The sequence below is a fragment of the Pseudalkalibacillus sp. SCS-8 genome, assembly GCF_040126055.1.
GTDB classification, from domain to species: domain Bacteria; phylum Bacillota; class Bacilli; order Bacillales; family Fictibacillaceae; genus Pseudalkalibacillus; species Pseudalkalibacillus nanhaiensis.
The window spans coordinates 1,252,317-1,272,087 of the sequence record NZ_CP143541.1; the positions used below are offsets into that span (position 1 = coordinate 1,252,317).

General features: G+C 44.4%; 13 protein-coding genes. 9 read left to right on the forward strand and 4 right to left on the reverse strand.

Translation table 11 applies throughout. The annotated features are described in order from the left end of the window. Positions 1 to 76: 76 nt before the first annotated feature. Genes V1497_RS06530 through V1497_RS06540 form a run of 3 tightly spaced genes read left to right on the forward strand, consistent with a single transcriptional unit; the run spans position 77 to position 5,544 of the window. Positions 77 to 2,860: a collagen-like protein gene (locus V1497_RS06530; RefSeq protein ID WP_349410170.1), complete on the forward strand. Its 2,784-nt coding sequence runs from the start codon at positions 77 to 79 to the stop codon at positions 2,858 to 2,860. Between the two features lie 40 nt (positions 2,861 to 2,900). Next, positions 2,901 to 4,007 carry a glycosyltransferase gene (locus V1497_RS06535; RefSeq protein ID WP_349410171.1) on the forward strand — a complete coding sequence of 369 codons (1,107 nt, stop codon included), beginning with the start codon at positions 2,901 to 2,903 and terminating at the stop codon, positions 4,005 to 4,007. Then, entirely contained in the window at positions 3,997 to 5,544 is a 1,548-nt protein-coding gene (locus V1497_RS06540; RefSeq protein WP_349410172.1) for a glycosyltransferase family 2 protein, read from the forward strand. Before V1497_RS06535 ends, V1497_RS06540 begins: the two co-directional genes overlap by 11 nt. Before the next feature lie 79 nt (positions 5,545 to 5,623). Here the strand turns inward: V1497_RS06540 and V1497_RS06545 are convergent, their stop codons facing one another. The 4 genes from V1497_RS06545 to V1497_RS06560 all read right to left on the reverse strand — a co-directional run bounded on the left by V1497_RS06545 (position 5,624) and on the right by V1497_RS06560 (position 10,153). Next, complete coding sequence (locus V1497_RS06545; protein ID WP_349410173.1) at positions 5,624 to 6,427, reverse strand: TerC family protein; 804 nt, start codon at positions 6,425 to 6,427, stop codon at positions 5,624 to 5,626. 283 nt (positions 6,428 to 6,710) lie between these two features. Then, a complete protein-coding gene (locus tag V1497_RS06550) occupies positions 6,711 to 8,897 on the reverse strand; it encodes a PAS domain S-box protein (protein WP_349410174.1) in 2,187 nt (728 codons plus the stop codon). Between the two features lie 176 nt (positions 8,898 to 9,073). Next, the gene (locus tag V1497_RS06555) at positions 9,074 to 9,700 is read right to left on the reverse strand and encodes an O-methyltransferase (protein WP_349410175.1); all 627 of its coding nucleotides are present in this window, start codon (positions 9,698 to 9,700) and stop codon (positions 9,074 to 9,076) included. 21 nt (positions 9,701 to 9,721) lie between these two features. After that, the gene (locus V1497_RS06560) at positions 9,722 to 10,153 is read right to left on the reverse strand and encodes a hypothetical protein (protein WP_349410176.1); all 432 of its coding nucleotides are present in this window, start codon (positions 10,151 to 10,153) and stop codon (positions 9,722 to 9,724) included. Positions 10,154 to 10,238: 85 nt separating this feature from the next. On the opposite strand from V1497_RS06560, the gene V1497_RS06565 reads away from it, so the two are divergent. From V1497_RS06565 to addA, 6 genes are all read left to right on the forward strand, one after another. Beyond that, complete coding sequence (locus V1497_RS06565) at positions 10,239 to 10,784, forward strand: GNAT family N-acetyltransferase (protein ID WP_349410177.1); 546 nt, start codon at positions 10,239 to 10,241, stop codon at positions 10,782 to 10,784. Between the two features lie 65 nt (positions 10,785 to 10,849). Further along, positions 10,850 to 11,638, forward strand: coding sequence for a GNAT family N-acetyltransferase (locus tag V1497_RS06570; RefSeq protein WP_349410178.1), 789 nt, complete (start codon positions 10,850 to 10,852; stop codon positions 11,636 to 11,638). A 170-nt stretch (positions 11,639 to 11,808) separates the two neighbouring features. Then, positions 11,809 to 12,039 (forward strand): hypothetical protein, encoded by a 231-nt coding sequence (locus tag V1497_RS06575; protein WP_349410179.1) that lies wholly within the window; start codon positions 11,809 to 11,811, stop codon positions 12,037 to 12,039. 14 nt (positions 12,040 to 12,053) lie between these two features. Next, entirely contained in the window at positions 12,054 to 12,434 is a 381-nt protein-coding gene (locus V1497_RS06580; protein WP_349410180.1) for a hypothetical protein, read from the forward strand. Positions 12,435 to 12,534: 100 nt separating this feature from the next. Next, positions 12,535 to 16,032, forward strand: coding sequence for a helicase-exonuclease AddAB subunit AddB (addB, locus tag V1497_RS06585; RefSeq protein ID WP_349410181.1), 3,498 nt, complete (start codon positions 12,535 to 12,537; stop codon positions 16,030 to 16,032). Next, complete coding sequence (addA, locus tag V1497_RS06590; protein WP_349410182.1) at positions 16,025 to 19,765, forward strand: helicase-exonuclease AddAB subunit AddA; 3,741 nt, start codon at positions 16,025 to 16,027, stop codon at positions 19,763 to 19,765. Before addB ends, addA begins: the two co-directional genes overlap by 8 nt. Positions 19,766 to 19,771 lie beyond the last annotated feature (6 nt).

The window sequence follows — 19,771 nt, forward strand, 5'->3', positions numbered from 1 at the left end:
CGTGACGGTTCATCTGTGTTCATTTTAGCCAACCGTTGCTTTGGGTTGGTTTTTTAATGGAGAGGGGGGTGGATGCATGAATGGTGGAGGGCAAATTGAGTTTTGTTTACATTGTAAACCAGTCAACCTATTCAGTACATGTGTAAGGTGTTTTCATTGTGGATGCCAGTGTTATGAAAGACATTTATTCTTTCATCCTACAATCGAATATTATTTCTATATTTGTTGTTCTTGCCGATTTCTTCATTGCACTCCATGCCCTATACCTCCTAGAAAAGGTAAAACAGGACCTACTGGGCCAACAGGAGCAACTGGAGCTACAGGAGCAACTGGACCAGCAGGTGGAACGGTTATTGTCACTTCGACTGGTGCAACAGGAAAAACAGGAGCAACTGGAGCAACAGGTGCTACAGGAACAACAGGATCGACTGGAGCCACTGGGACGCCAGGTGCAATTATCGTAGTAAGTATGACCGGTGCAACTGGAGCCACTGGAGCCACTGGACCTACAGGTGCAACGGGAGACACAGGGACAACCGGAGCAACCGGAGCCACCGGAGCGACCGGAGAAGTCGGAGCCCAAGGAGAAAAAGGGGACACTGGAGCGACTGGTGCTACTGGAGCCACAGGAGAAGTCGGAGCCCAGGGAGAAAAAGGAGACACCGGTGCCACAGGGGGCACTGGAGCGACCGGAGAAGTCGGAGCCCAGGGTGAAAAAGGAGATACCGGAGCCACCGGGGCCACCGGAGCGACCGGAGAAGTCGGAGCCCAAGGTGAAAAAGGAGATACCGGAGCGACTGGTGCAACAGGTGCGACCGGAGAAGTCGGAGCCCAAGGAGAAAAAGGGGACACGGGAGCAACAGGGGCTACTGGAGCAACGGGAGAGGTCGGAGCCCAAGGTGAAAAAGGAGATACCGGAGCGACTGGTGCTACAGGAGCGACCGGAGAAGTCGGAGCCCAAGGAGAAAAAGGGGACACCGGTGCGACAGGAGCAACTGGTGCGACCGGAGAAGTCGGAGCCCAAGGAGAAAAAGGGGACACCGGTGCGACAGGAGCAACTGGTGCGACCGGAGAAGTCGGAGCCCAGGGAGAAAAAGGGGACACCGGTGCGACAGGAGCAACCGGAGCGACCGGAGAAGTCGGAGCCCAGGGTGAAAAAGGGGACACTGGTGCGACAGGAGCAACCGGAGCGACCGGAGAAGTTGGAGCCCAGGGAGAAAAAGGGGACACCGGAGCGACTGGTGCTACTGGAGCAACGGGAGAAGTCGGAGCGCAAGGTGAAAAAGGGGACACCGGAGCGACAGGAGCTACTGGAGCAACGGGAGAAGTCGGAGCCCAAGGAGAAAAAGGAGACACCGGAGCGACAGGAGCTACTGGAGCAACGGGAGAAGTTGGAGCCCAGGGAGAAAAAGGGGACACCGGAGCGACTGGTGCTACTGGAGCTACTGGAGCCACCGGAGAAATCGGAGCCCAGGGAGAAAAAGGAGACACCGGAGCGACAGGGGCAACCGGCGCGACAGGAGAAGTCGGAGCGCAAGGTGAAAAAGGAGATACCGGAGCGACTGGTGCTACTGGAGTGACCGGAGAAGTCGGAGCACAAGGTGAAAAAGGAGCCACCGGGGCAACGGGAGCCACCGGGGAAGTCGGAGCGCAAGGAGAAAAAGGAGACACCGGAGCAACAGGGGCTACTGGAGCAACGGGAGAAGTCGGAGCGCAAGGAGAAAAAGGAGACACCGGAGCAACAGGAGCAACCGGCGCGACCGGAGAAGTCGGAGCCCAGGGAGAAAAAGGGGACACGGGAGCGACAGGAGCCACAGGGGCAACCGGAGAAGTCGGAGCGCAAGGAGAAAAAGGGGATACCGGAGCGACTGGTGCTACTGGAGCGACCGGAGAAGTTGGAGCGCAAGGAGAAAAAGGAGACACCGGAGCAACGGGAGCCACCGGAGAGGTCGGAGCTCAGGGAGAAAAAGGGGCCACGGGAGCTACAGGGGCAACAGGAACCACAGGAGCTACAGGGGCAACTGGACCAACGGGCTCAACTGGTATAACCGGAGCGACAGGACCTACTGGGCGAACAGGGAATACTGGATCAACCGGAGCCACAGGAGCGACAGGCCCAACAGGAGCTACAGGAACAGCAGGAGAGGCTGGACCGAAAGGAGCAACAGGAGCAACAGGCCCAACAGGAGCTACAGGGGAGGTTGGAGAAAGAGGTCCAAGAGGTCCACAAGGAGAACAAGGCCCAACAGGAGCCACTGGGGCAACCGGACCGACTGGAGCAACAGGAGCCACTGGGGCAACCGGACCGACTGGCGCAACAGGAGCCACTGGGGCAACCGGACCGACTGGCGCCACTGGAACAACAGGCTCAAATGGGCCAACTGGTCCAACTGGAGCAACCGGTCCCACAGGTCCGACCGGGGCAACGGGAGCGACAGGTGCTTCAGCTAGCAACCAATTTTTTTACTCCTATCATACTGGGACAGAAGCTGTTGCAAGTGGAGGATCAGTGACCTTTGATTTTAATGGTCCAAGTAATGGGGGAGCAGTGAGCCACACTGCAGGCACAGATACGTTCACCTTGAACGAAACGGGTACTTATAGGGCGATCTGGCGTTTATCTGTAATGGAAGCGAACCAATTTGCCTTACACCTAAATGGAACTCCTCTCGCTGGAAGTCGATACGGAGTAGGGACGCTTTCCTCGAACTACGGTACGACTACCTTTTCTGCTAATGCTGGAGACACCCTCACCCTTGTAAATGACACATCTACCGGGGGGAGTGTGACCCTGTCGAACAGTATGGGCGGGGATACCGACGGGACGTCTGCATCGATTACCATTTTCAAGTTGGTTTAATTTTGATTTACGAAGAATAAATCAGGTGGAGGGAGAACGAATGGTTTCAATCAGTTTATGTATGATCGTGAAAGACGAAGAGGCAACGATTGAGAGATGTTTGAACTCCGTCAAAGATGTCGTGGATGAAATCAATATCGTTGATACAGGCTCGACTGACCGTACCAAAGAAATCGTTTCCAAATATACAGAGAGGGTTTACGATTTCAAATGGGAAAATCATTTCGCTAAAGCACGAAACTTTTCTTTTGAACGAGCAACCAAAGAGTACATCTTGTGGCTGGATGCGGATGATGTATTTCTAGAAGAAGAACGAAGAAAACTAGCGGAACTGAAAGAGAACCTTGATCCTTCAATTGATTCTGTAACAATGAAATATATTCTCGGTATGGATGAGAATGGCAATATCACCTCGGTCATAAGAAGGAACCGACTCGTAAAAAGGTCAAACGGTTTCAAGTGGCATGGGATGGTACATGAGTACTTGGAGGTGGGGGGAAACATCCTTAACAGTGATATCTCATTGACCCACCTGAGTGAAAAACATGATCATGACCGAAATCTCTTGATCTATGAACAACAATTGAAGGAAGGAAATCCGTTAACAATTCGTGATTTGTTTTATTATGCAAATGAGCTGAAGGATCACCAACAGTATGAAAAAGCGATTGACTACTATGAGAAGTTCCTTTCATCAGGGAAAGGGTGGGTAGAAGACAATATTGTCGCATGTGGAAGACTCGCAGATTGCTACCATCATATGGGGAATCATGAAAAAGAATTGGATGCTGTCTTACACTCCTTCAAGTATGATATCCCTAGACCGGAGTTCTGCTGTAGACTAGGATACCATTTTTTAAACAAGGAAGAATATCATACTGCCATCCATTGGTATAAACAAGCCATTCAATGTGAAGTTGATGATGAGAATTGGGGATTCAAATCTCCCTCCTTTAATACATGGCTTCCGAATTTACAGCTTTGTGTTTGTTATGACCGGATTGGTGACTATGATATGGCTTACCATCATAATGAAATTGCATCCCAATATAGACCCAACGATCCATCTATCCTTCATAATAAGACCTACCTGGAATCAATATTGTTTACATCGAATGTGAATGCAGGGTCTGCAGATGGGTGCTAAAAAGAAAGTGTTGATCGGTTGCCCTATCCATCAGAAACCTGAAATTTTGAAACTCTTTCTAAAATCTCTTCAAACGTTGTATCTTTCAGAACTAGAGATTAGCTACCTACTCATTGATGATAATAAAAACAAAGAATCGAGCGATTTGTTGTTAGATTTCAAGAACAATAATGAGCGCGTCGAAATCCTACAATCAGTCCTAGTTGATGAATATATATGTGATGACATAACCCATCGGTGGAATGAGAAACTCATATGGAAGGTTGCTTTCTTTAAGAATTGGATGATAGAAGAAGCGAATAATCATGAAGTCGATTTCCTTTTTTTGCTTGATTCGGATATCCTGTTACATCCCAATACCTTAAAACACCTTATTAATTGTGAAAAAGATATCATTTCTGAAGTGTTTTGGACTAAATGGCAGCCTGAATCCGCTCCCCAGCCTCAGGTTTGGTTAATAGACGAATATACCCAATGGAGACAAGAACGTGGGGAGAACCTATCAGAAGAAGAAATCAATGACAGGTATCAAGCATTCATGGATATGCTTCGAAAACCAGGAGTTTATGAAGTCGGAGGCTTGGGGGCTTGTACGCTGATTAGTAAAAAGGCGTTCAGCTCTGGAGTGAACTTCGATCCGATCTACAATCTTTCCTTTTGGGGTGAGGACCGACATTTCTGTATTCGAGCAGCTGCTTTAGGTTTTACCTTATTTGTCGATACGGCTTACCCTGCCTTCCATGTATATAGAGAAACGGATCTTGAAGAAGGGAAGCACTTTCTGAAACGAACAAATTGTGAAGAAGGTTTTCCCAATATAAATTTGATAAGTGAAAGTGAGCCGAAGATAACCTTATCTATGGTTATCAAAAATGAAAGTGGAAAATTCTTAAGGAGAGTATTGCAAGAACATATTCATTACATTGATGAGGCAGTCATCATTGATGATGGAAGTACAGATGATTCAGCGGAAATTTGCAGGGAGGTATTAAGTGACTTTCCTGTTCGACTAATACAGAATTCACAATCGAAATTTAATAAGGAAATTGATCTAAGAAAACAACAATGGATAGAAACGATCCGGTCAGAACCTGAATGGATTTTAAACTTAGATGCAGATGAAATGTTTGAACCAAAGTTTAAGGATGAAATCAGACCTCTGTTACGAACTACTCCTTACGATGTATTATCCTTCCGTCTTTTCGATTTTTGGAGTGACACTCATTATCGTGAGGATCAATATTGGAAAGCACATTTGGGATACCGTCCATTATTAATTCGCTTTAACAAGGATTTCGACTATAAATGGAAAGAGGCTCCTGTACACTGTGGCAGATTTCCTAGCAACATCTTTTCTCTATACAATGGTCTTTCCGACTTGCGTCTAAAACATCTAGGATGGATGAGGCCGGAGGACCGTCTTGAAAAATATAAACGCTATATGGAAGCTGACCCTAAAGGGATTTATGGATCCCTTGAACAATATTTGTCTATCTTAGATGAAAATCCTCACTTGGTGAAATGGAAAGAATATTAATTATAGTCAGATGTATAGAGAGACACGTATAAAAAACTGAGCTGTAAATTCAATCGAATTCACGAGCTCAGTTTTATTGTTAAGCATTTTCTGGTCGATTCGTCGACCTTCTACCTTTGTTCTCTGTTTCTTTATTCTGTCCTGAGAGGACCCATCCACCGATCGCGATTGCAATCAAGATACCATAGAAGGTCAATTTCCAGCCTACGCTGTGGGTGAAGTGTTCATCAATCCAGCCAATATTAGGATGGGCGATTGTATGAATGACAAGCTTCACACCTACCCAGATAACAATCAAGTAAGCCGCTGTTTCGAGCCCTGGGCGCTTCTTCAATACTTTGGATATATAGGTTGCTGCTGTACGAATCAGCAACAGACCGATGAGACCTCCGAGGAAGATGACCGCAAATTGTCCACCGTCCATACCACCTATCGCTGGAAGTGGTGTTTCAGGCAAGGCGATGGCCAGCGCGACTGCTGCAAGAATGGAATCCACAGCAAACGCGATATCTGCAAGCTCGACTTGGATAACGGTTTTCCAAAACCCTTTTTTGTCGACGTTCTGTCCAACTTTGCCGACTTCATCTTCTTCCTGGTTCTTTTTCCGTTGTTTATAAAGATGTTTCACACCGATATAAATCAAGTACGCTGCACCGATTGCTTGCACCTGCCAAACATTGACGAGGAATGTAATGAGGAATAGGGCTGCAAATCGGAAGACGAAGGCTCCTAGTATGCCATAAAAGAGTGCTTTCTTCCGTTGTTCTTTCGGAAGATGTTTTACCATAACAGCCATGACGAGTGCGTTGTCAGCAGATAGCAAGCCTTCAAGCCCAACAAGGATTAAAAGGGTCCAAGCATACTCTAACCATAAAGATTCCACTGTAAAAACTCCTTTCAATATGGAAAAAGACTCGAATCCCTCTGAATGGTTCCAGTCAAAGTCTTTAAGAAAACGCAAAAAGACCTTTACCATTAGAGGCAAAGGTCTTGCTAACAACGTCGAGTTGCCGATAATGCCGAGAGAAAAAATCTCTGAAATGACGACATTATCGTGAAAGCTACTCCCCTTTGTAATTCTAAGGTAATTATACAAATTGTCCGAGTCTGTTGTCAATCAGGCAAATGTGTATACTACCGTTAGCGATACCCAAACAGGGTGCTTATTAAACGCTTTCGTTGGAAAATTCGAGGGGGAGTAGGATTTCTACAATCGTGCCGACATTAAGTTTACTCATGAAAGTCAGTTTTCCATTGTGATGTTCGATGATCTTGTAACAGATCATCAAGCCTAAACCAGTGCCACGTTCTTTTGTCGTGTAGAACGGTTGTCCCAGCGTTTTCAGACGCTGTTCTTCAATTCCACAGCCTTCATCTTGAATGGTGATTTTCACCATATTATTCGAATCTTCAACTATGGAGATGTAGATATTACCACCTTGCTCCATCGATTCGATGGCATTTTTCAATAAATTGATGAATACCTGTTTCAGTTGACTGCTTTCTGCAAGTATCGATGCGGTATCCGTTGAATAGTCCTCATGGATATTGACATTATGCATGATCGCTTCCGAGTTTAGGAAAGAAACGACCTCTTGCAATAGCTGTGTCGGATTCGCTTTTGATAATGCTGAGTGCTGGGGCTTTGCAAGCATAAGAAACTCACCCACGATGCCATTGACCCGTTCAAGCTCATCCAGCATAATCGTGCAATAATCATCATAACGATTATCAGTTATGGATTGGATCAATTGGATGAAGCCTTTTAAGGAAGTAAGTGGATTTCGAATTTCGTGCGCGATTCCTGCCGCAAGTTCCCCTAGGACAGATAACTTATCGGAACGGATCATCAATTCATCCAGCTTTTTTTGTTGCGTGATATCTTTAATGACGAGTACTGTACCATTGCGTTCTTCGTCTTCCAATATGGGTGTGATGGTGATATCCGCAAGAATCGGCTGTTCTTCCTTTCGTTGAATCCATTGGTTCCGTTCTTTATAGACCGCCCAGTTTTTCGTAGAATCATCAAATTTATCTAATTTCTTCGATGGATTGAAAAGGAGGGAAACAGGTTGTCCAATCAACTCTTCCTTCTCATAACCGAGTAGGTCGAGAGCTGCGAGATTTGCGAAGTTGATTGTAAGATCGCTTGTGATACTTAGTATGCCATCTCCGGCAGTATTAAGGATCATTTCGTTCTGTTGACTGATCCGTTTTACTTCTTTTTCGATTTTTTTCCGTTCACTGATGTTAGACAGCATGACGAGAATTCCTTTTTCCCCTTCAAAATGAATCGGCATTGCAGTCATTTCCACGTCAATTTGTTTGTCATCCAAACGTAAGATTTTTCCTTCTCTCCGTTTATAATGGAATTCAAGATTTTCTAGAGTCTCTTCGAGAGTAGCGATGCAATCATGATATTGTTCAGGGATCAGTGTCCATTTCGACCGTCCAATCAGTTCATTCCTGTCCCTAGCTTGAAACAGTTTGACGAATGCTGGATTTGTATATCTCAACTGATCATTAACATTAACGGCGATGGCAATAGGCGAGTTTTCAACAAGATTCCGATACCGCTCTTCACTTTGTTCAAGTGCAGCACGATATTCCAATTGTTCGGTAATATTTCGAGCGATGCCATATACTCCTTTGATTTTTCCTTGTACGACAATCGGAACAGCCGTCACTCTCAATTCAATCCGCTCGTCTCTTGCATTCATGATTGCACTCCTGAATGTAAGTGATTCTCCTTGCATGACTCTATGGAAGTTTGTAATTGCGTTAGCCTTGTAGTCAGGGGTGATATAAGGGAGGAAAGTACTCTTTTTCATTTGATTTTCACTATGACCGGTCATGATTTCCCCTGCTTCATTTACACTCGTAAAATAGCCATTGCTGTCCAGGGAGAAAATGGGGTCAGGGTTATACGTAAAGAACGATTTAAGATGCTCCCGATTCATTTCGAGATCATTCTCTTTCTCTTTCCGGTCCTGTATATCAATGCAGGTGCCAATGACTTGGACAACTTCTCCATTTTCACGCACAGGACTTAACGTAACAATATAGGACACATTCCGGTCGAATCCTTCATAAGAGAAAGCTTCACCGCCCCATGCGCGTTCATAAAGCTTCCCTTTTGCATTAGCAGACTTTTGTGGCATGAAGGCTTTCAATTCATTTCCAACAATCTGCTCTGTAGTCAAGTTCATCTTTTTAAGTAGTTTTCCTTCACAAAATGTATGGATGAAACGACCGTCGTCCGTCTTATGGAAGGTGAAAATCATACCGTTCACATTTTGAATGATATTTTGCAGATACTCTTTTGTGATTCCTTCTATGAGTGGTGTATCCATCCTTTCCCCCCTCTAGTTCATTATCAGCTATAGTAAAACTTCAATGTGTATCGCCGAAATCCTTTTTAAATATTGTAGATATAAAAGTGATGGACTTTCAGTAAGATTTCTTACATTTAGATGAGATATAAAAAGAACTGATTCATCACGTGATGATCAGTTCTTTTTTTTGATCTTTATTTGACTCTTGCGATCGTCAGGCCGTCACCGATTGGAATCAACAAACTTTCAAGTCTTGGATCTTCAGCGACCTTTTGGTTATAAGCTTGTAAAGCTCGCGTGTCTTTATCAGTCGTTGCTTCATTTAGAACTTCGCCACTCCACAGCGTATTGTCAGCTGTGATGATTGAACCAGGCTTTGAGAGTTTTATGCAAAGATCCAAATAATGGACGTAATTTTCTTTGTCTGCATCAATGAAGAAGAAGTCAAACTCGGTATTTTCTTTTTCAAGTTCTTTCAACGATTGGAGAGCCGGCCCGGTTTTCATTTCAACGCGGCCGTTGAAACCCGCCTCCTCGATGTGCTTTTTGGCCACTTTTGCATAAATTTCTTCCAGTTCCAATGAGGTCAAGCTTCCTTCTTCATTTCCACGGAGAAGACAAATTCCGCTGTAGCCTCCTAAGGCACCAATTTCCAGCATCTTTTTCGCGCCTGACATTTTGACAAGTAAAGTTAGTAATTTACCAGTCTCTGGAGATACAGAGATTGTAGGCATTCCGATTTCTATCATTTTATTTGTTATGTGGCCATATTCTTTGTCATCGGGAGTGAACAAGCTTTGAATATACGTTTCCACTTTCATCGATTATAACCTCCTTGATACTTATTCTTCAGATGGTCTTCTAACTTCTATACTATTTATAATGGTGAAACCTAAAACGATTCCAGAAAGAAAATGCAGTCGATCATTGCCAAATAACAAATCAGCGAAACCTAAAACATCGCCCCAGGCGAGAAGGGTGAAGTAATAAGCAGGAAAAAGCAGGATCAATAGCGAAGGAATGCCGAAAATAATCAACTTCCGCCAATTCAGGTGCCATGAATTCCGATTCCTGAGAGATTGGATATGTAAAGGGATTGCCATTAAAATACCGATGACGATCGGAAACAGAATGGAATAGTAAAATACAGGTGTAAGTAAGAAGTGCTTCTCTGCACGGATTTGAATCTGGGATTCCAATTGAAATCCCAACATGATTAGCACGCCATAACCAAATAAAAACAGAAGGTAACGGAGAGAGGAATGATTCTTCATAAGCTGACCTCCAAATTATTCTCACAACATTATTCGTAACGACTTGTAATCTTCTAACCTCGTTCACTTTTAAGGAGATGATCGCATGATTGAGAAAGGACCGTTTTATATACGACCATTGCAAGAGACAGATATCCCTTATATGACAAAATGGTTGAGTGATCCGGAAGTACTTGAGTGGTACGAAGGCCGAGATCAGGCTCACGATGCTGAGCGGGTCAAACAACATTTCTTTTCAGGGGCTGATGAACGTGTAAATAGGAATCTCATTCTTCTAGAAGATACTCCTATCGGTTATGTTCAATATTACCCCTTATCTGAAAAAGAAAAAAGGCTTTATGGATATATTGATGAGGAACCTATTTTCGGGATGGACCAATTCATTGGCGAATTGAAGTATCAAAACAAAGGAATCGGCTCGTCGTTCATCCTCTTAATCGTTGATTTCCTATTCGAGGAATGGGGGGCAAAAAAAGTTGTAATGGACCCGAGGAAACGGAATGAACGGGCTCTACGTTGCTACGAAAAATGCGGATTCAGACGAGTGAAAGAATTGAAAGCGCATGAAAAGCATGAAGGGAAATGGGAGGATTGCATTCTAATGGAGAAGACGAGAATTATAAACCTATAAAAGGGTTGCATCATTTTACCATTTATGTAAAATGGTCATACGTTCATGATTTAGGGGGATGGGGAATGATACGTTTATTAACAGAGCAAGATCATGCGAATGTCATGGAATTCCTAAGTGAGGAACCAGCATTGAACCTTTTTATAATCGGAGATATTGAGAACTTTGGTTACGAGACGTCGTTTCAACAACTATGGGGAGAATGGATTGGGGACGAATTGAATGCCGTATTACTACGTTACAATGAAAATTTCCTCCCATATTCAAGAGGCAAGTTCAATGTACATGGATTTGCAGAAATCATGAAGAAGCATGAGCAATTTCAGATCCTTTCTGGAAAGGAAGAGATCGTCAACCAGTTTGAAGGACTCCTCCCAGTCGGAAAGAAAAGGAGCATGTATTTCGCTGAACTTGTTGATAACAAGTCTCTTGAGAACGATATGGACCGTTCTGAAATCCAGGTAGCGGATGAGAACGACGTTGATAAAATTCTCTCATTAAGAACGTCGATTGAGGAATTTTCCGACTCTGTATCTTCACGTGAAGGGCTTATTCAAGCTATCCGATCAGGAAGTGGACGTACATATTTTATGACTGAGGACGACAAAGCGATTGCAAGTGTCTCCACCACTGCTGAAAATTCACTTTCTGCGATGGTCATCGGTGTGTGCACAGCAGCTTCGCACCGGAATCGAGGTCTAGCATCCAAGTGTTTGAGCATGCTCTGCCATGATCTTTTAGAAGAAGAGAAATCGCTTTGTCTCTTCTATGATAATCCGGCTGCAGGATCCATTTACAAACGTCTCGGTTTTCATGAAATCGGTCGGTGGACGATGTGGCACAAAGCTGTATAATATGCAAAGTTCTCTTCATATAAGGGTGCCCTAACATCATCTAGTCAGATGCTTAGGGTCACCCTTTTTTCTGTCTTATCTCATGCTCTCCTACGGTTAATGTTACCAAATTAATTTCGTTGCATACAGAACGAATGTTCGTATATACTAATTTTAAGGGAGGGAACAGCATGAGGAGAATGTTGATCAGAGCACTGGAACATAAAAAACCGATTGAAATCGTTTATTTGTCAGCTGATGAGACCATCACCCAACGAGTTGTCTGGCTGTCATCCATGACAGAAAAGACTGTGACCGGGTATTGTTCAATGAGGAAACAGACCCGTTCGTTCTGTGTTGATCGAATTCTCTCATGCCGTATTCTACCTATATCACGTGGCAATTCGCATACTGCCGGCTAAGGAGGGAGGATCTCATGTATGCAACAAAGGAAGAGAATCAGCTTATTGACAGATTCATCCTTTATCCGATGCTCCTTACGATCTTGAATCGGGACTTGTTGATTTTTCAAAAAGCACCACTCAAGTTTACACAGCCCTACGTGCTTTGGATTGAAGCGAAGATGAGGGAGATCACACAAGAGCTCCACCGAACAAGAATCGAAATGAAAAAACGAAATATCAAGGTGACCTTCCATCGGTATCATGAAGACACTTCTGAATACAATGTTTTCGTTCGCGGCTATCATGAAATCATCAAATATTCCAATTTCCACCTCCGTAATCAAGCTGAATTGTCCCTGCAAAAATTATTTTTAGGCCTCAATTGGCAAGAGCGAAACACCAAAAGCTCCTAAAGTGAATTATCAATACTTGCCAACATTCATAAACTACAAAATCACATGAAAAAATGAGATAATAAAGAATACGATTTTTGAGACGGAAAGGGGAATGGATATGTCGGTCCGATTCATGGTCGGAAGATCCGGTACAGGTAAGACTACGGTCTGTCTTGATGAAATCAGACAAGAACTACATAACGCTCCAACGGGCAAACCCATTGTTATGCTCGTGCCTGATCAAATGACCTTTCAAATGGAATACGAGCTAGCGAAAACACCTGGACTTGGCGGAATGATTCGTGCACAGGTGTTTAGTTTTTCCCGCCTCGCATTGAAAGTGTTGCAAGAGACCGGAGGGTTGACCCGGTATCATGTAAATTCAACCGGGATGAACATGTTGCTCAGGAAAGTTGTTGAAAAGCTGAAAAATGAACTGGTCATTTTTCATAAATCATCTGAGCAGAATGGATTTTATGAATTGCTTGAAGAGATGATCAAGGAATTCAAGAGGTATTGTTTAGGTGCTGGCGATCTTGAACAATTGGAAAATAAATTGCTTGATGAATCCGATGACAGAAGTCTATTGAAGGACAAGCTGCACGATTTACATATCATTTATCATGAGTTGGACAAGATCCTAGTCAACCAATATGTCGATTCCGAGGACTATCTTCGTCTGCTGGAAGAAAAGATGCCATCTTCCACATTCTTCGAGGATTGTGACGTATGGATCGATGGCTTCCATAGTTATACGCCACAAGAAATCGGTGTCATACGGGCGCTGATGAAAAAGGCGGATCGTATGACGCTTACGCTCACGATGGACGAGCCAACCGAACATCAACCATCTGACTTGGATTTATTCAGGATGACACACACCACCTATCATAAAATAAAAGAAATTGCGATGGAGGAAGGAGTGGAAATAGAACCGCTGCATGTCCTCGAACATACATATCGATTTGACCACTCCCCATCCATCAGGCATTTGGAAAACTATTATCATGAACGTCCGGTCATTCCTTACTATGGTGAATCATCTGTTCAAATAAGCGGTGCTGTCAATCGGCGTGCTGAAGTTGAAGGGGTAGCAAGGGACATACAAGAGCTCGTACATAAATCAGGCTACCGCTATCGGGACATTGCAATACTCGTTCGCGATGCTTCAACCTATTCCGATTTGTTGGAGACGCTATTCGAAGATTACGAGATTCCTTATTTCCTTGACCAAAAGCGATCCATGCTTCACCACCCTTTAATTGAATGCATCCGTTCAAGTCTTGACGTCGTCCTGCAAAATTGGCGCTACGATGCAGTCTTTCGTTGTGTGAAAACGGATTTGTTATTTGATGATGAGAAATGGAATACGAAAGAACTTAGGGAACGCGTGGATCAGCTTGAAAATCATGTACTGGCTCATGGAATCCATGGAAAGAAGCGATGGACGAGTCGTGAAAACTGGGTTTATCGGAAATTCAGTTCCCTCGATGCTGCCATAGGAACACAAACAGATGCCGAGCTTGAAAAAGAACAATTGATTAATCGTGCACGACAAATGATTGCGGATCCTTTAGCCCGATTGGAACGGGACCTGAGGGAGGCGAAAAATGGAAAGGAGCTATGCGAAGCCCTTTACCTCTATTTGGAATACCTGCAAGTTCCTCGTAAGCTGGAAAGCTGGCGCTTGAAGGCAGAAGAAAATGGTGAATTGAGCTTGGCGAGAGAGCATGATCAGGTTTGGAAGGCAGTCGTTGACTTGATGGAACAGATGGTCGAAATCGTAGGTGATGAACCGTTAAGCCTCGAGTTATTCAATAAGATGCTGGATACAGGCCTGGAGTCGATGCGCTTCGCACTCGTCCCGCCATCCATTGATCAGGTCCTTATCGGAAGTCTTGATCGATCTCGGTTTTATGATGTCAAATGCAGTTTCATCATTGGCGTGAATGATGGTGTTTTACCTGCGAAGCCATCCGAGGATGGCATATTCTCTGAGGATGATCGTGAGGCGTTGAAAACACTCGGGGTGGAAATGGCACCGACAGCAAGGGAAAATCTACTCGATGAAAATTTCTTGATTTACATGGCTCTCTCTAGTGCATCGGATTACTTGTACATTTCGTATCCATTAGCTGACGAAGAAGGGAAGGGGCTTGTCCCATCCATTCTTATCAATCAATTGAAAGAGTTGTTTCCAGAGCAGAATGAAAGACTGCTCATGCAGGAACCGAATGAAAGTGAGGAAGCGATTGAACGTTTCATCGCACGTCCTGGAAGAACCTTATCGTTCTTGACGAACCAGTTGCGCCATTGGCAGAAAGGGTATCCAATCTCAGCGGAATGGTGGCATGTATACAATTGGTTCGTGGATGACACCGGCTGGTCGAAAACAGCAGAACGGACAATACACAGTCTCTTTTATGAAAACAAGGCACAAAAGCTTACTGGTAAAACGAGTAAGGAATTGTACGGAGACCAGTTGAAAACGAGTGTATCCAGGATGGAAAGGCATCAGTCCTGTCCATTTTCCCATTTTGCAAGCTACGGACTCAAACTGGAAGAAAGACAATTGTTCCGCCTTGAAGCACCAGACATCGGACAGCTATTTCATGCTGCATTGAAAGAAATGGCGGATATCTTGAAGCAAAGAAGAATGGACTGGAGGGAGTTGTCTGCATCCGACTGCTATCGGATTGCAGGGGAAGTGGTTGAAAAGCTCGCTCCACGATTACAAAGCCAAATCCTTCTCAGTTCCAACCGCTATCAGTATATTAAGCGAAAACTGAAAAATGTCGTAGGGCGAGCCTCTTATGCTCTTAGTGAACAAGCTAAAGCGAGTGGGTTCTCTCCTGTCGGGCTTGAACTTGGATTCGGCATGAATGAACGTATCCCTGCTTTGAAGTACAAGCTGCAGGATGGTACGACGATGGAAGTGGTTGGACGGATTGACCGAGTCGATGCCGCAACGAAAGATGATGACCTGCTTCTAAGAGTGATTGATTATAAATCGAGTCAGAGAGGGTTGAACCTGTCTGAGGTCTATTATGGAATCGCTTTGCAGATGCTTACCTATCTGGATGTCGTTTTGACTTACTCAGACACGTGGTTAGGGAAATCTGCCGAACCAGCAGGTGTCCTGTACTTCCACGTTCATGATCCTGTCCATTCATCCAAAAAACTTTTGACTCTTGAAGAGATTGAAAAAGAACTTTTCAAGAAATTCAAAATGAAGGGGTACGTTCTGGATGATGAGGAAGTCGTAAAAATGATGGATAAGACGATTGATGGTTTCTCTGAAATCATCCCAGTCGCGACTAAAAAGGATGGAAGCTTCCGAAAAGGATCCTCGACAATGGAAAAGGAACAATTCGATGATGTCCGCTCATTTATACGGTCAAAAATCGGTTCGATCGGTTCAGATATCATGAATGGTAATATTGATATCTCACCTTATGAAATGCAAAAAAAGACTCCGTGCACGTACTGTTCATTCCGGTCGGTATGTCAATTCGATCACTCGCTGGAAGAAAACGATTATCGAATCCTGAAAGATATGAAAGAAGATGAATTATTCAATTTGTTCAAAAAGAAAGGAGGAGATGGAAATGCGTGAAGTTATCCCGAAGCCTGAAGGAGCCCAATGGACAGATGAACAATGGCATGCGATTACAGCTAGAGGAGAAGACATTCTGGTCGCAGCAGCTGCGGGTTCTGGTAAGACAGCTGTTCTTGTTGAAAGGATCATCCGTCGATTGACGGAAAAAGACGGTGTGGATGTCGACCGGCTTTTGATCGTCACCTTTACAAATGCAGCGGCAGCTGAGATGAGAAAACGAATCGGAGTAGCATTGGAAAAGGCATTGAAGGAAAGACCAGGATCGCTTCATATCCGACGTCAGCTCACGTTGTTGAATCGAGCCTCCATATCCACGTTGCACTCCTTCTGTATCGAAGTGCTCAGAAAGTATTATTATCAATTGGATCTGGATCCAAACTTCAGGATCGCTGATGAAACAGAAGTTGAGCTCATACGTCAGGAAGCCCTTGAGGAATTATTGGAGGAGGAATACGGTCGTGAAGGGAATGAAGCCTTCTATGACCTTGTCGATCGTTTCAGTGATGACCGGGCAGACCATGAAATTCAACGCATGATTTTAAGGCTATATGATTTCTCTCGTAGTTACCCATGGCCGAATATGTGGCTGGAAAACATGTTAGGGATGTATATGGCAAGTGAAGAAGTCGATACGATCGACGACCTCAGCTGGACAAAAGAGTTGCTGCAGGATGTGAATCTGCAATTGAGGGGGATGCTGGAAATCTTGGAACAAGCGAAGGAACAAGCTCTGGCACCAGGGGGCCCTTCTCCTTACTTCGAAACGATCCAGGATGATGAGCAGCAGATCCGGGCATTGCTGGATGCGGGCACGCAATCGTGGACTTCTCTGTACCACGCTTTCCAGTCCCTCAACTTTTCACGATTGAAGGCTTGTAAAGGTGAGGATTACGATGATGATCTGAAGGACCTTGTCAAATCAATGCGAGATCGTGTGAAAAAGCATGTGGATGGCTTGAAGGAGGATCTGTTCAACCGACGACCGGAATCATATGTAGAGCACATCCGTGAACTGGCACCTGTTTTACATACATTGGTTGGACTAGTCAAATCGTTCGATCAACGGTTCAAAGCGATGAAGAAAGAAAAAGGGATTGTCGATTTCTCCGACCTTGAGCATTATTGTCTTGCGATTTTGACGGATGAGCAAAGTACGGAAGAACGATTGATTCCTTCGAAAGCAGCAAAAGAATACAGACAAAAATTCATTGAAGTTCTCGTTGATGAATATCAGGACACAAACCTGGTCCAAGAGTCGATTGTCCAATTAGTGACAAAGGAACCTGGTCAGGGGTCCAATTTATTCATGGTGGGAGATGTGAAGCAGAGCATTTACAGATTCCGGTTGGCAGAGCCCTCACTTTTCTTGGATAAGTACAAGCGGTTTCAAGACTCAGACCCTGGAGAAGGAGTCCGTATCGATTTATCACGGAACTTCCGTAGTCGAAGAGACGTGATTGACAGTACCAATTTCTTGTTCCAGCAAATCATGAATGAAGCTGTAGGTGAAATCGAATACGATGATGATGCAAAGCTTCGTTTAGGAGCAGAGTTTCCGGAAAGTGAGCAATCCAGAACGGAACTAGCGCTCATCAATCGGAAGGACGAGGCAAACGATTCCGAAGAGGATATTGAAAACCTCCAGTCGATTCAATTAGAGGCGCGATATATGGCCACTCGGATCAAAGAACTGATCGGTCATAATGAACAACAAGAACCGTATCAGGTGTATGATGCAAAACTCAAAGCATATCGTCCAATCACTTACAGGGACATTGTCATCCTGCTTCGATCGACTGCAACGGCAGCCCCGACAATCCAAGAAGAATTCAAAAAGCAGGGCATCCCTGCCTATGCTGATTTATCAACAGGTTATTTCGAGGCTGTCGAGGTCTCCATCATGATGTCACTTTTACAGGTCATCGATAATCCTTATCAAGATATTCCTTTGGCATCTGTTCTCCGTTCACCGATTATCGCCCTCACAGGAGAAGAGATGGCAGAGGTGAGGATTGCGGACAAGGAAGGATCGTATTACGAAGCCCTTGTTGCGTATATGAATCAATCAAACAATCAAGCTGCCAGAGAAAAAGTAACCCATTTCTACAATCAGCTTCAACGTTGGCGGACAAAAGCCCGCCAGGGAGATTTATCAGATTTGATTTGGCAGATTTATAGAGAGACGGGTTATTACGATTATGTAGGCGGTATGCCTGGAGGACAACAAAGGCAAGCGAATTTACGAGCGTTATATGATCGGGCAAGACAGTACGAAAAGACCTCCTTTAGAGGATTGTTCCGATTCCTGAGATTCATAGAGCGGATGAAGGATCAGGGTAAGGATCTAGGAGCAGCACGTGCCCTTGGGGAACAGGAAGACGTGGTACGCATCATGACAATCCACAAGAGCAAAGGATTGGAATTTCCTGTCGTGATGCTTGCGAACTTGAATAAACGGTTCAATGAAATGGACTTGAGGGGCGGATTTCTTCTTCATAAAGAAATTGGTTTTGGAGCAAAATTCATGAATCCAAAACTTCGGATCAGTTATCCGACGCTCCCTCAGTTGACGATACAAAAGCGCCTCCGTATGGAGATGGTAGCAGAAGAGATGAGAATTCTCTATGTTGCACTGACACGAGCAAAAGAGAAGCTTATCCTTGTTGGAGCAGTCAAAGATTTAGACAAAGAACTGAAACAATGGCAGCTTGTCCTAGCTCGCGATGGGTGGTTATTACCTGATCTTGATCGAGCGACGGCAAAATCCTATCTGGATTGGATCGGGCCTGCCGTCATCCGGCATCCGAGTATGGATGACCTTCGTAAGCGGATCGGCGGTGGCCTCGTCCAAGTTGATAATCGTGCTGCAGAGGTTCAAGGACGTTGGGAGGTTCAGATCATCCCATCAGCAGAAATTGTTGTCGATGCTGAAGAGAAGGTTGATGAGCAGGCTGAGCGACTTGATAAGATTAAAAAGTGGGAAAAGGTTGAGGTTGAAGAAAACGACCAAATTCACTCCAAATTATCATGGGAATATCCTTATCAGCACTCGAAAAGACATATGTCTAAACAGTCGGTGACCGAACTGAAAAGGAATTTTGAAACGCGTGATGAATACGGAGACACGACCTTCATCAGCCAATTCCGTAGTACAATCAGCGAACGGCCTAGCTTTTTACAGGAAAAGTCGATGACCGCCGCTGAAAAAGGGACAGCTATGCACCTTGTCATGCAGCATGTAGCTACAAATGGAAATGTAACTCAAGAAACGATCAGAGAAACCATTGCCAAACTGGTGAATCAAGAATTCATGACTTCCGTCCAAGCAGATGCCATTGAAGTAGATTCAATCGAGGCATTCTTCAAGACAGACCTTGGCAGGCGCTTACAGCAGGCAAGCAAAGTTCATAAAGAGGTTCCTTTCAGTCTTGCTTTGCCAGCATCTGAGGCGTATGGAGATTGGAAGGGTGACGGAGAAGAGTCCGTGCTTGTCCAAGGTGTGATGGATAGCGTTATTGAAGAAGAGGACGGATTCATTCTATTGGATTATAAAACAGATGCAATCTCGCATCGATTTGAAAACTATGAAAAGGCGCGGCCTATTTTAGAAAAAAGGTATGCCTTACAATTGCAGCTCTATTCAAAGGCGATTGAAGCAATTTGGAAAAAGCCTTGTAAGGAGAAGTACCTATACTTTTTTGATGGCGGACACCTCGTAAAGCTGCCATAGAAAGGA

What these genes read in the sequence shown, in the direction of transcription:
- V1497_RS06575 (WP_349410179.1), top strand. Translation starts at nt 11,809, where the DNA reads ATGAGGAGAATGTTGATCAGAGCACTGGAACATAAAAAACCGATTGAA.
- V1497_RS06560 (WP_349410176.1), bottom strand. Translation starts at nt 10,153, where the DNA reads ATGAAGAATCATTCCTCTCTCCGTTACCTTCTGTTTTTATTTGGTTAT.
- V1497_RS06580 (WP_349410180.1), top strand. Translation starts at nt 12,054, where the DNA reads ATGTATGCAACAAAGGAAGAGAATCAGCTTATTGACAGATTCATCCTT.
- V1497_RS06530 (WP_349410170.1), top strand. Translation starts at nt 77, where the DNA reads ATGAATGGTGGAGGGCAAATTGAGTTTTGTTTACATTGTAAACCAGTC.
- V1497_RS06570 (WP_349410178.1), top strand. Translation starts at nt 10,850, where the DNA reads ATGATACGTTTATTAACAGAGCAAGATCATGCGAATGTCATGGAATTC.
- V1497_RS06540 (WP_349410172.1), top strand. Translation starts at nt 3,997, where the DNA reads ATGGGTGCTAAAAAGAAAGTGTTGATCGGTTGCCCTATCCATCAGAAA.
- V1497_RS06555 (WP_349410175.1), bottom strand. Translation starts at nt 9,700, where the DNA reads ATGAAAGTGGAAACGTATATTCAAAGCTTGTTCACTCCCGATGACAAA.
- addB (WP_349410181.1), top strand. Translation starts at nt 12,535, where the DNA reads ATGTCGGTCCGATTCATGGTCGGAAGATCCGGTACAGGTAAGACTACG.
- V1497_RS06550 (WP_349410174.1), bottom strand. Translation starts at nt 8,897, where the DNA reads ATGGATACACCACTCATAGAAGGAATCACAAAAGAGTATCTGCAAAAT.
- V1497_RS06535 (WP_349410171.1), top strand. Translation starts at nt 2,901, where the DNA reads ATGGTTTCAATCAGTTTATGTATGATCGTGAAAGACGAAGAGGCAACG.
- addA (WP_349410182.1), top strand. Translation starts at nt 16,025, where the DNA reads ATGCGTGAAGTTATCCCGAAGCCTGAAGGAGCCCAATGGACAGATGAA.
- V1497_RS06565 (WP_349410177.1), top strand. Translation starts at nt 10,239, where the DNA reads ATGATTGAGAAAGGACCGTTTTATATACGACCATTGCAAGAGACAGAT.